Source organism: Silvibacterium acidisoli, assembly GCA_022870745.1.
Lineage (GTDB): Bacteria > Acidobacteriota > Terriglobia > Terriglobales > Acidobacteriaceae > Silvibacterium.
This window is the reverse complement of sequence record CP085323.1, coordinates 2,052,196-2,064,664: the sequence shown is the minus strand read 5'-3', so window position 1 is coordinate 2,064,664 and position 12,469 is coordinate 2,052,196. Positions and strand designations below refer to the sequence as shown.

Annotated in this window: 8 protein-coding genes; 3 read left to right on the top strand and 5 right to left on the bottom strand. The window is 56.6% G+C overall.

Annotated features, from left to right (window positions below):
* Nucleotides 1-11: 11 nt before the first annotated feature.
* From LJD29_RS08500 to LJD29_RS08485, 4 genes are read right to left on the bottom strand one after another with little or no spacing between them, the layout of a single operon-like run.
* Nucleotides 12-716: a T4 family baseplate hub assembly chaperone gene (locus tag LJD29_RS08500; RefSeq protein WP_446745328.1), complete on the bottom strand. Its 705-nt coding sequence runs from the start codon at nucleotides 714-716 to the stop codon at nucleotides 12-14.
* Nucleotides 717-748: 32 nt separating this feature from the next.
* Nucleotides 749-1,276: a phage tail protein gene (locus LJD29_RS08495; protein WP_446745327.1), complete on the bottom strand. Its 528-nt coding sequence runs from the start codon at nucleotides 1,274-1,276 to the stop codon at nucleotides 749-751.
* 12 nt (nucleotides 1,277-1,288) lie between these two features.
* On the bottom strand, nucleotides 1,289-3,292 hold the full coding sequence (locus LJD29_RS08490) for a phage tail sheath C-terminal domain-containing protein (protein WP_446745326.1): 2,004 nt from the start codon (nucleotides 3,290-3,292) through the stop codon (nucleotides 1,289-1,291).
* A 49-nt stretch (nucleotides 3,293-3,341) separates the two neighbouring features.
* A complete protein-coding gene (locus LJD29_RS08485) occupies nucleotides 3,342-3,548 on the bottom strand; it encodes a hypothetical protein (protein ID WP_446745325.1) in 207 nt (68 codons plus the stop codon).
* 234 nt (nucleotides 3,549-3,782) lie between these two features.
* On the opposite strand from LJD29_RS08485, the gene LJD29_RS08480 reads away from it, so the two are divergent.
* Complete coding sequence (locus LJD29_RS08480) at nucleotides 3,783-3,938, top strand: hypothetical protein (RefSeq protein WP_446745324.1); 156 nt, start codon at nucleotides 3,783-3,785, stop codon at nucleotides 3,936-3,938.
* A 42-nt stretch (nucleotides 3,939-3,980) separates the two neighbouring features.
* Here the strand turns inward: LJD29_RS08480 and LJD29_RS08475 are convergent, their stop codons facing one another.
* A complete protein-coding gene (locus LJD29_RS08475) occupies nucleotides 3,981-5,024 on the bottom strand; it encodes a sigma 54-interacting transcriptional regulator (RefSeq protein ID WP_446745323.1) in 1,044 nt (347 codons plus the stop codon).
* A gap of 797 nt (nucleotides 5,025-5,821) precedes the next feature.
* Between LJD29_RS08475 and LJD29_RS08470 the strand changes: the two genes are divergently transcribed.
* Nucleotides 5,822-9,319, top strand: coding sequence for a TonB-dependent receptor (locus tag LJD29_RS08470; RefSeq protein WP_446745322.1), 3,498 nt, complete (start codon nucleotides 5,822-5,824; stop codon nucleotides 9,317-9,319).
* A gap of 215 nt (nucleotides 9,320-9,534) precedes the next feature.
* On the top strand, nucleotides 9,535-12,465 hold the full coding sequence (locus LJD29_RS08465) for a chemotaxis protein CheB (RefSeq protein ID WP_446745321.1): 2,931 nt from the start codon (nucleotides 9,535-9,537) through the stop codon (nucleotides 12,463-12,465).
* Nucleotides 12,466-12,469 lie beyond the last annotated feature (4 nt).

Below are 12,469 nucleotides of genomic sequence, written 5' to 3'. Positions count from 1 at the left end.
TATCAGTCCACTCATGCGCGCACCATCTCAAGATAGGCAGCGCGACGAACACCACTCATACTCACAATCGACGCTTCACTCCAGCCGTATGCCCATGCCAGATCGTGCACTTCTTCGAGCAGCCGCAACGCAGCCGCCCTGGTTTCTCTCCAGAGAAAGCGCATGATGTCCAGGTCGAACCCGCCCTTATGCGCACACGCCGGGCAAACCAGCATGCAGCTCATCTCTGCTCCCTTATGCAGCGCTTCAAAACGTTCCACGAGTGGCGCCTGCTCGCTGGGCATTTCGCCCTCAAGCAGGCATCGATGGATGAGGGCCGCCTGCGCCTCTTCGGCATCTGCGATATTCCGCACCGCCAGCATGTCGTCCGGTGTTGCCTGCCGCATGCGATATCTTGCTCCGCCTTCTTCCCATGACGCCTCTGCCAGCTCTCTGTTGCTGCCAAGCTCACTTCGCAGCACGGCGATAGGGATTGAGAACTCAGAAGCCTCACCGCATTCCGGGCAGCGGTGAAAGCCCTCCAGAATCGGCCCAAAACTGATTTCGCGCAGTTGCAGCAACAACCGATTGCACTCCGGCAATGGCAGGTTCAGCGGTCTGCCCGGGTCTTCTTCATCCAATGCAAGCGACAGCATGATCATGCCGCGAAGAAGATCATCTCTCTCCGCGCCTTCATCCCACGCCCGCAGCAGCAATTCTCCGTTCAAGGCCCGCATCTTCCGTCATCTCCAGGAAACTCAGCCGACATCTATCCGCGTGGTGGTGTCAAAACCTGCTCGGTAGGTTCAGTGACCGCCGTGTCCCGCTCCCATCCTTCGTTCTCTAGCTTTATGTGCTGTATTGCCACGGCATTCGCATTCGCATCGAGATCGGGAAGGGCCTGGAACTCCGACACCCAGGCGCGATGGATCTTGTAACTGATCGCAAGCTGTCCCGCTTCGTTGTAGAACTCGAGAATCATCTCCTTACGAAAATCCGCGAGCGAGACTTCCGATCCGAGCGTCGCATTCAACTGCCACACCTTCGTTGCCCAGGCTTCGAAATCAAGGTCATGAGTGACGCCGCGCTCAAGCGTGATCGCGTCATATTCGGTGCGGCCCGGCGACTTGCGACTCGTGCTGGGGTCGCCACCTTCGCGATGCTTCACAACTTCCGTGGTCCGCTTAAGACCGCTGACTTTGCTTATGCCGGCGACGTAATGGTTATCCCACTTAAGCCGGAACTTGAAGTTCTTATAGGGATCAAAGCGCTGCGCATTGACGACAAAATTCGCCATAGGTCACCTTTCTTAACTCTGGGCCTGCCCGGTTAGCTGCTCGATCTGGATCACCACAAACTCCGCCGGCTTTAACGGAGCAAAGCCGACGAGGATGTTCACTACGCCGTTGTCGATGTCGGTCTGCGTAGTCGTCTCACTGTCACACTTCACAAAGTAGGCCTGGTCCGGCGTCTGCCCCTGGAATGCGCCTTTTAGAAAATAGGTCTGCATGAACGCGCCGATGTTCAAACGAATTGCAGCCCATAGCGGTTCGTCATTCGGCTCGAAGACCACCCATTTCGTGCCCCGATACAGGCTCTCTTCGAGGAACAGCGCCATGCGCCGCACCGGAACATACTTCCACTGATTCGTCATCGCATCGGCGCCGACCAGTGTCCGGGCGCCCCAAAGCACCGATCCATAAACAGGAAAGTTACGGAAGCAGTTCAGTCCCAGCGGATTGAGCACACCGTTTTCGGGATCGCTCAGTTTGTAAGTCATGCTCTGTACGCCGTTCAGCGTGGCTTCGATTCCTGCGGGCGCCTTCCATACCCCACGCGAGCCGTCGATGCTCGCATACACCCCTGCCACCACACCAGAAGGTGCAAAGGTGCGAAGCTGATAGTTATTTGCGGGGTCGGCCAATCGCAGCCGGGGGAAGAACGCAGCGCCGTTGGGATCGATCACGCCAAGGTTATCCGATATCCAGTCCACGGCTCCCAATACAGAGTTGACGTTAGGCGGAGGATCGCACAAAAGGAACGCACGCCGCTGGTCGCACATCGTAATCGCGGCACTGTAGATCGCCAGCGCATTGATGCTCGGATCTGCCGCGTTGGGGTCGCTTGCCAACGCGCGCGCCGCATCGGGAATGCTCAGCAGATTGAACAGGTCCACCTTATCGAGCGCGTAGATGCCGGTGAAAGTCGCATGGTCACCGATGATGTCTGCAGTCTGCGGTAAGCCTGTTCCGTCTTTTCCTTTGACTGACGCCGTCTGGGCTCCATGCGCGTTGCCCGATCCGATTGTGTAGTGCGCAACATTGGCTACCACCGGCGCCGAGAGTCCCAGCGCAGCCGATGCATCGCCGCCGCTTCCCGTGCTCGCGAACGTAACGACCGCATCAGGATTTTGCGGAAGCAGGGCATTGATGCGCAGGGCCTGCCCAGTTCCGCTCGGCGCAACGGTGCATTGCACGCTGGCCCCCGGCATCTGCACTGCGAGTACTGCATTCATCGCCTGCTGCACCTTCGAAGCGAGTCCGGCAAGTGTTTGCGGCACGGCGCTCCCGCTTCCGAAAACTTTCACCGTAATGGGCATCGGTGCCGGAGCCGTTGCAGGAAAGCTCGTGCTTACCTTCAGGCTGAAGTCCTGCGTCGCTGTCGCCCCGGTAGCGCTTCCTGCAACCGCCGTGTTCACCGAGGCTGTGGTGATTGCTGCGCCGGTCACTCCACTGACCGTGGGGGCGGTTGTAGGTGTAGCTCCCGGAAAGGAAACCTTCACCAGTTGCGATCCATTATCCGGATCGTTCAGGATCGCCGTAATGAAGTTGCTCTTTGCGCTGGCGAGCGTCACGCTGGGAAAGTACTCGGTCGTGTTGTCGGCCAGGTCAGTGATCGTTACGTTGAAGGCCAGCGGATCCGCCGTGAGATCTACGCCGATCGTATCGATGTCTACCAGTAGCTCACCGTCTGCCCATGTTCCGCTACTCAGTGCTAGGAACTCTATGCCATCGAATGTGACCGAAGCACTTGCAGCGCCAAGAGAAGTCGCAGGAGTTCGCACTACGTATGCCTGCGCACCTCCATTCTGAAAGAACTGCTGCACGGCGTAGCTCAGTTCGCTGTTCGAGGCAATACCGCCGAAGAGCCTCTCGAAATCGGAGAAGCTGAAGATCTCTTCGGCCCGGTTATCGATACCGCGCGCGGTGTAGCCCACAAATGCTGTGATGGACGTCGCCACGGCTGCAATCGAGTGCACCGGACTCGGCAGCTCCTGGATGTAGACGCCCGGATATGTAGGAGTGACTGGCATAAATGCTTCTCCCTTTCTCCAACAAATGCCCTTGAAATTCCCGCTACCTTCAACCGTCCTCGGTCGAGTCGCCTGCTTCTACCAACTTCAGCTTCACAACCGGCACCACCACACTGCGGCGCATGACAACCTCTACCACTGCAAACACGCGAGGCTCCTGGCTTGAATCCGAAAAGCTCAGAATCGTTCCTTCAAGCTCTGGACTTTCCTTCAACACACCAGGCAGTTCATCCGCGAGCGGCAGAAAGATGTCCATACTGCGAAACCGGACAGTGTCGCCGAGGCTTATCAGATGGCCCCCTTCATCCAGCCGCTCGCAGTAACCGTCGCAAGCGCATACGTGTATGCACGAGGCAAGCCAAATGAAGCATGCGTGTACAAGGCTTGTGGAATATGCGCGGCTCCGCCATGTAACCGATTCAAATTTCATCGCTTGTCAAAGCTGTCATGCGATGCAGGGCCAGAGATCGCGTGAAGCGCAAGCTGCACCATGTCCGCAAGATGTTGCGGACGGAATGAGCAGCACAAGGCCATCCTGCATGCAGCGGAATGGATGAAGACCTTGCTGTGCCTGCGCAGGAACGCGCTGCCCGGTTTTGCATGGCAGGTGAAGATTTATGCAGCGCGCTTCAGCGCGCAGAAATAGGGTCCGCTGCCGACGTGCGGACCCAAAGCAGTGCAGACGAATCTATCGAATGCGGCTGGCGATGCCGCACGCGCGCATCTTGTAGTAAAGCGCCCGTTCACTGATGTGAAGCTGCTTCGCCACCTTGCGTCTCGTCGAACCAGGCACGCTCATTGCTGCTTCCAGTACGCGCTTCTCTAGTTCCTGCAGCGCCTGCCCGTATCCGCACTCGCCGTTTGAAATCGTGCGCCAGACTGCGTTTGCGGTCTGCGCCATCAGGTCGATCTTTTCGCCTGGCGCTTCCGTGCTGACCTGCCGCGTCCAGTCCTCAAGCGTCAACGATGCGCCTTCAGTCTTCAGGAACAGCATGCGCTGAACTGCATTCTCCAACTCGCGCACATTGCCCAGGATTGGCTGCGATTCAAGGAAGCGCAGCAGCTCAGGATCGACAGAGAGGATCGGGCGGTAAAGCCCCGCATGGCGGCACGCAAAGGTCAGCATGAGGCTGGCGAAGTCGGCGGGGCGTTCACGCAGCGGCGGCAGTTCCAGCCGCACCACGTTGAGGCGATGATAGAGATCCTGCCGGAAGCGGCCCTCTTTCACCAGCGGTTCCAGTGGCCGGTTCGCTGCGGCGATGATTCGCACATCGATCGGCACCTCGAAGTCCGAACCTACCGGACGCACCGTCCCACGCTGCAGAACATCGAGCAGTTTTGGTTGCAGGACGAGCGGCAGATCGTTCACGTCGTCGAGAAACAGCGTGCCGTTTCGCGCCGCCTGGAAGAGTCCGCGGCGGTTTGCGAACGCGCCCGAAAACGCTCCGCGCTGATGGCCGAAGAGCTCGCTTTCAGCCAACGATTCGCTGACAGTGCTGCAGTGAACCGTAACGAAGGCGTTGTTCTTCCGCTTACCATCGAGCGAATGGATCGCCTGGGCAAGAACCTGTTTGCCTGTCCCGGTTTCCCCTTCGATCAGCGTGGTTACGTCGCTTACCTCTGCGGCCTTGATCGCTCTCCGAAGCAGTGGAAGAAGACAGTCAGAACCGGTTACAAATCCATGCTGCTCGAAAACCTTCCGTAAATCCGAACCCGTGAGATCCTCTCGCACAATGCCCCCATCCGCGCACGAAGACGTGCGTGATCGCAAAATTCAGGAAGCCCTCTATCTGGAGCTTTCGGGGTAATGAGAAATCGGGGCCAAGGGCTCATCGCAGGGCCTCTTACTCTCCCTCTGGCCGATGCAACTTCGAACGTCGCAGACTCTTTGCTGACAATCAGTGAGCCCGGCGATCGTCTGTCATGCGGGGCGGAGACTTCACGGCAAGCTCCGGCGCAGCATGTTGCCACTCCAACCAGACGACGCAGCAGACGGCCAGGAAAGGCGGAGGAATGAAGGCGAACTAAATGTAGCAGACGACCCGCCGCCCGCCAAGTTGCAATTCTGCAATCTTCAGGTGAGCGTGACTCCGAAAACTGCATGCCGTATCTCGGATGCAACGCTGCAACGGCCAGCATTCGTGCCACGACTGGTTAGTGGTGGCCGGGGCGAACACCCGAGACCGCAGCGACGGGCATGCATCGAGAAACCGGGCAGGGGGTGTTATTGGTCTGATAAGCCGACTAAATCACGTTACTCTCGGGCAGGGTGAGGCTTCGATCCCGTCAAAGCCCCTTAAGCATATACAAACAAACGCGTTGGATATTAATTCGTTTGAAGCCCCGATGTTATCTAGAGCGTTAATTCCTTGTTCCATTTCCAATCATTGCTGAGATATATTGGTCGGCTGAAAGTGGAGGCTACCCCCGATGGCAGACCAAAGGCCAGACGCGACACGTTGTGTTTTGACAACGATGTCAGAAGCGGTACTAAAAATACAAACCGCCCTCACCTCTAACCACCTCAAAATGCTTGTCGCTCTCCTGGTTCTTCTGCCGGCCGTTCGCGGCTTCGGACAGGAGTACCGCGGCACCGTAACCGGCGTCGTAGCTGATTCAGAGGGCAGCGTAATCCAGAACGCCAGGATCGTCGTCAAGAGCCCGGAACACACTTACAACGGCAAGTCAGACAGCAAAGGCAGTTTTTACATTCCATACGTCCAGCCCGGCACCTATTCGATCAAGGTCGATGCACCGGGATTCAAGTCCGTCGAACACACTGATGTCACCATCGATGTTTCCGCGAAGATTTCGGAAAACTTCGTCATGCCCGTCGGCGCAGTCAGCGAGACCGTCTCCGTGACCGAAAACCCGCTGGAGTTGAGCACGGCTGACGCTTCCGGTGGCAGCGTCATCGACCCAGATAAAGTGCAGAACCTGCCTTTGAACGGCCGCCAGGTTTACATGCTGATGGAGCTCACTCCCGGCGTCCGCTTCACGCAGACACAATTCGGTCCCGGCGGCTATTCCGGTACCCGCGGCTGGGACGTCTCGAATGCCTACTCCATCAGTGGCCTGCCTGGTTCGACCAACCAGTTCCTGCTGAATGGCGCTCCGATCTCGATTCAGGGCGGCGGACCCGCCGGCACCTGGACCGTTGCTCCGTCAATTGATGGCATCCAGGAGTTCAAGATCATGACCATCACCTTCGATGCTCAGTATGGGCGCGTCGGCGGCGGTGCGGTCAACATCATCCTTAAGAACGGCACGCCGCACTTTCACGGCACGGCATACGATTTCTGGAAAAATTCGATCCTTGACGCCAACACCTTCAACCTGAACCAGGTGAATGAAGCCAAACCCTTCCACAACGAACATCAGTTTGGTGGCACGCTGGGTGGACCATTTACCAGGAACAACAAGGGTTTCTTCTTCTTCAGCTATGAAGGATATCGGCAGGTTCTTCCTGCAGGCGTCAACACCACTGTTCCGACCGCTGATATGTACCCTGGCCCCGACGGCTCGGTAAACCTCTCCAGCTATCTGGCGTCTCAAAACAAGGCTGGCATTTACGATCCGAACACCACTACGTGCACCGATGCAACGTGCGCAAATTACACTCGCCAGATGTTCCCGGGCAATATCATCCCGGCAAACCGCATCAGCCCGATCGGTCTGAGCATCATGAAGCTGTTTCCCGCACCTAATCGGCCCGGCTATACCAACAATTACGTCTTCAATGGCAAGGACCGCTACAAGTACAACATCTACACCGGCCGTGCCGATTATGACTTCACGGACAGGACCAAACTCTACGGCATCTTTAGCTGGTGGTCTGGCACGGAATACCGTAATGGCAACGGTCTCACTGGCCCGGCGATCATGGGTAACATCAACAACTATCGCTCCGGCATCACCCAGGTTCTCGATCTGACTCACACTTTCAGCCCGAGACTTATCGGAGACGTCCGCGCATCGTTTAACCGTTACTGGACGATTGCCCCGAATGGAACCGTGTCTGCCGGTATTGATCAGCTGACACCCGGAGACCTTGGTCTGACGATGCCGAGTATCCCCACATCGAACAGAAACTGGGCTCCGGAAATCGATCTCGGTGACAACCTCCCCAGCGTCATTGGTAACTCCGCCGATCCGAATGTCTTCGAAACTTATGACATAGGTCCGTCCATCACGCAGGTACTTGGCAACCACAACCTGCACTATGGTGCGGAGTGGTCTCTATACCATGACGTTCCATCCGGCATCGGCCGTCCGAGTGGCTACTTCAGCTTCAGCGATGGCTTCACGCAGAAAGACCCATTCGTGCAGAATAATGGAGATGGTTCTGTCGTTGCCGACCTGCTCATGGGCTACTCTTCCGGTGGCGGCGTAGATTACAACATCGCACCCTATGAGTCGTATCGCTACACCGGTGCGTTTGTTCAGGATGACTGGAAGGTCCGCCGCAACATCACCGTAAACGCGGGCATCCGTTGGGACGCAGAATTCTCGCCCATCGAGCGCCACAACCGGCTTCTCGCAGGTATGTGCTTCACCTGCATCAACCCCGTATCGTCTCTCGTGCCTTCGCTCGCTCCGATGTATGGCGAGGTACTCTTTGCCGGTCCCAACCAGCCGGCATATCCGAACAACACAGGATACTGGCAGCCGAAGATCGGTATCTCATGGGGTCCGAACAAGAATACCGTCATCCATGGCGGCTACCTCATCACCAAGGCATTCGGTATTGAGCTTGGTGGCGCCTCCGCATGGAACCAGACCACCAGCTATAACTCTTCGCCCGACGGCGGCCTGCATCCGAGCGGTGCCTTCAACAGTGGTATTCCGTATCCGAATGGCTATGTCACACCGCCGGGTTCGTCTCTCGGTGGCCTTGCGCTCGTGGGATCCAACTTCGGCATCGATCTTCGCGACCGCAAAATCATTCACGTGCAAGAGTGGACCGTCGGCATCCAACAAGCCCTGCCCTTCCAGATGGTTGGCGAAATCACCTATCTCGGCAACCACGCGAGCAACCTGCGCGCATCGAAGCAGCTTGATCCGATCAGCGCGACAGACTTCGCCCTCGGACACGCCAATCCCAACTACCTGGATCAGCAGGTTCCCAACCCGTTCTATGGAGCGATCGACCCGAACACCTCGCTTGGACAGAATCCAACCATTCAGGCGAAATACCTCAAGGTGCCCTACCCGCAGTTTGATGGTGGCGTCTACGACTACACCTTCCCTGGTGGCTACAGCAATTACGACGCCTTGCTGGCTAAGCTCGAAAAGCGCTTTTCCGGCACCGGTGTTCTTTCCAAGGGACTTAGCTTCCTGACTTCGTTCACGTGGTCTCACCTGCTATCAGCCACGGGTTTTCTCAACAATAATGGTGCCGGGCTGGTTGATCCGGAGCCCTACTACACCACGGACGGCAGCAACCGCCCCTGGGACCTCGCTTTCAGCGGACTCTGGGGATTGCCAATCGGTCGTGGCGGTGCAGTCTTTTCCGACGCGCACGGCTTGCTCGGACAGATTGTCAACGACTGGCAGATGGACTGGATCTTCCAGAATGATGGCGGCCAACCGGTCGGTTATCCTAATGGCGACCTCTTCAACTGCGGAAACTACAACATTGTCGCGACTCACCGCAGCTGGAAGAGCTACCTCAACAACACGCAAAACAACTGCTTCCAGACATTCCCCGAGTACACGGCTGTAACTCAGGTCCCGATCTCGACGAAGGTCCTCGACCCCTGGGCCCAACAGACTGCTATCGGTTTCGAGAAGAAATTCCTGATTCGCGAAGGCGTAACGCTGCAGTACAAGGCCGAGGCTTTCAACATCACTAATACAGCTATCTTCGGAGGACCGAATACTGGTTCGCCTGACGTAGCCCCAACCCGCAATACCAGCGTGGCGTCGGACAATCAGCCCGGATCGTGGTCCGGCTACGGCACCATCGGTTCCACTCAGCAGAACTTCCCGCGTCAGATCCAGATGTCTCTGAAGCTGCAGTTCTAACAAACCAAACGCAAAAAGAGTCATGCCGCCTTTTGGGCGGCATGATTTTTTTTGCAAAATCAATCTCAAATCCGCTGCGTTTCTCTCCCCTTCATTCGAACACTGTAGCTGTAATCGAAAAGCCTGCTCTGCGCCTATCGAAGGGCATCAGCTTTCTTGAAATGAAGCTACAATTCGGTGACATACGGTGTCTTCACTCGAAAGGGAAGAACCACGTGGACAAACCAGCCTCACCCGGCAGTCTTTCTCCGACACCAGGGTCAAGGGATGACCTCTCCGAGAGCTTTCCCATCGTAGGCATGGGAGCTTCAGCCGGTGGCCTCGAGGTTTTCGAACAGTTTTTTATCAAAGCTCCCGTTGACAGTGGCATGGCATTTGTCCTGGTGCCGCACCTCGATCCAACCCACACCAGCATCCTGGCAGCAATCCTCCAGCGCAACACAACGATGCCAGTCGTGGAGGCCGAGGATGAAATGGTCCTGGCGCCGAACAGCGTCTACGTGATTCCGCCGAATCGCGAAATGGATATCACCAATCGCACTCTCCGGCTGACGACACCCGAAGAGCCGCGCGGGCACCGCATGCCGATCGATCACTTCTTTCGCTCGCTGGCGGAGGATCAGAAAGAACAGGCGATCGGTATCATCCTCTCCGGCACGGGAACGGATGGCACCCAAGGCATGCGCGCGATTGTAGGCAGCGGAGGAATTACCATTGCCCAGCAGCCCGACACCGCAAAGTACAGCGGAATGCCCGAGAGCGTGATTCAGGGGGGATTTGCCACGCACATTCTTCCTGTCGAGAAGATGCCGGAAGTTCTGCTTGCCGGCCTTCGAACTCCTGTCACTAACGGCGAAACATTACCGGATGAGAGCAAAGGGCTGACGCAGATCATCTCGTCGCTGCGCGTGGGGACCGGCCACGACTTTTCGCACTACAAGAAGAGCACCGTCCTGCGTCGTATCGAACGGCGAATGGTGCAGCACAGCATTGCAGACATGCAGCTATACGCTCGCTATCTCAAGGAACATCCAATCGAGATTCAACACCTTTTCAAGGAGCTGCTCATCAACGTAACGAGCTTTTTTCGCGATCCTGAAGCCTTCGAAGCTCTCAAGAAAGATGGCCTGTCTGCCGTGCTCACCGGCAAGCCCCCGGAGTATGTCTTTCGTGTATGGGTCGCAGGATGCGCCACTGGAGAAGAGGCCTACTCGATTGCAATTCTCCTGCAGGAATACATAGAGGAGCATCGGGCGGAAATCAAGGTGCAGATCTACAGCACAGATCTTGATGAGGATGCCATCTCTACCGCCCGGACCGGATTCTATCCCCTGAATATCACCGAGGACGTCTCCGCTGAACGGCTGCGCCGCTTCTTCACCAAACAGCCTGAGGGCTACCAGGTCAGAAAAAATGTCCGCGAGCTGGTGGTTTTCGCGACGCAGAATATCATCAAGGATCCGCCCTTCACCAAGCTGGATCTGATCAGCTGCCGTAATCTGATGATCTATCTGGAACCGGAACTGCAGGCATCCCTGATTCCCAGGTTCCACTACGCGCTGAAGCCCGGCGGCATCCTGTTCCTCTCTTCATCTGAAAACATAGGCAATGCGACCGATCTTTTCACGCCTCTAAGTAACAGGTGGAAGCTTTATCGTTCCTCCCTGTCCAGTAGTCCTAGCCGAACGCCGACCGGAGGCGGCCTTTCATGGACAGTACATCGTGGCAATGACGATCTCAATGAAATGACGACGAAACCAAAAGAACTCAATATCGCCGACCTCGCAAAGCGCATGTTGCTGCAGTTCTACGCCCCCGCTTCGGTCATCACGGACGCCAAGGGCAACATTCTCTATGTGTATGGAGAAACGGGTAAGTATTTCCGTCCGGCGCCCGGGCATGTGAGCTTCAACGCGATAGACATGGCACGGGAGGGCCTGCAGCTGGATTTGCGCACCGCCATTCAAAACGCCGCGAGTCAGGGGCTGGTCACAACAGACCGCGAGTTCACCATAGAGACAGATGGCGGTCCCAGAATCGTAAGCCTCTGTGTCCGGCCGATCTCGGGTCCGGACTGGACAGAGAATCTTCTGCTGCTCAGCTTCCGGGAAGTGCAGGCCGCCGTTCCGCCAACAGCCGGCGAAGAGAACTCACCTCTCTCCGCGGTCGATCAGCGCATCCTTGGGCTGGAGCGCGATCTGTCGCGCACCCGCGAAAACATCGAGTCCATCATCTCGGACCAGCAGTCATCGAATGAGGAATTGAAGTCGGCCAATGAAGAGCTGCAGTCCATGAATGAAGAGCTGCAGTCCACAAACGAAGAGCTCGAGACATCGCAGGAAGAACTGCAGTCAGTCAACGAAGAGCTGATTACCGTGAATGCCGAATTGCAGGCCAAGATCGAACAGCTGGCCGACGTGCAGAACGATATGAAGAATCTCTTCGACAGCACCAACGTCGCAACCATCTTTCTCGATCAGCACCTGGTCATACGCCGCTTTACGCGTGAGGCGGTGCGTATCAATCGCCTGGTTGCCTCGGATGTCGGCAGGCCGCTTGCCGATATTCGATCCAACCTGGAAGGCGATGACCTGCTCGAGCGAGCTGAAAACGTGTTGGAAACGCTGGTGCCCTATGAGCGCGAGATAAGTACGATTACCGGTCAATGGTATCTCGCAAAAATACAGCCTTACAGGACGTTCGACAATGTGATTGAAGGCGTCGTACTCACGTTTACTGATATCAACAAGCGCGTGGAAGCGGAAATCGCGGTGCAGGAGGCACGCGATCTCGCTGAAGCGATTGTCGATACGGTGCGTGAATCGCTGGTTGTGCTCGATAGCGCATTGAAGGTCGTATCCGCCAGCCGCTCCTTCTACCAGTTTTCCAGTCTCGCTCCTGCAGAGACCATCGGCAGTTCTATCTATGAGTTAGGCGATCGTCAATGGGATATACCCCAGTTGCGCGAACTGCTGGAGAAAGTACTTCCGCTCAATCAAAGCTTCGAAAATTATCAAGTTGAGTATAAGATTCATGGCAACGGTGTACAGTCTGTGTTATTAAATGGCAGACCCATCGTGGGCCGAAGAGGAAAGACCCAGCTCATCCTGCTTGCAATCGAGATCACCCCCTCGAGTAGGAAGTGAGGTT

Excerpts from the sequence above, each read along its gene's own strand:
- LJD29_RS08480 (WP_446745324.1), top strand. The coding sequence starts at position 3,783 with ATGTCCGCAAGATGTTGCGGACGGAATGAGCAGCACAAGGCCATCCTG.
- LJD29_RS08500 (WP_446745328.1), bottom strand. The coding sequence starts at position 716 with ATGCGGGCCTTGAACGGAGAATTGCTGCTGCGGGCGTGGGATGAAGGC.
- LJD29_RS08485 (WP_446745325.1), bottom strand. The coding sequence starts at position 3,548 with ATGGACATCTTTCTGCCGCTCGCGGATGAACTGCCTGGTGTGTTGAAG.
- LJD29_RS08490 (WP_446745326.1), bottom strand. The coding sequence starts at position 3,292 with ATGCCAGTCACTCCTACATATCCGGGCGTCTACATCCAGGAGCTGCCG.
- LJD29_RS08495 (WP_446745327.1), bottom strand. The coding sequence starts at position 1,276 with ATGGCGAATTTTGTCGTCAATGCGCAGCGCTTTGATCCCTATAAGAAC.
- LJD29_RS08470 (WP_446745322.1), top strand. The coding sequence starts at position 5,822 with ATGCTTGTCGCTCTCCTGGTTCTTCTGCCGGCCGTTCGCGGCTTCGGA.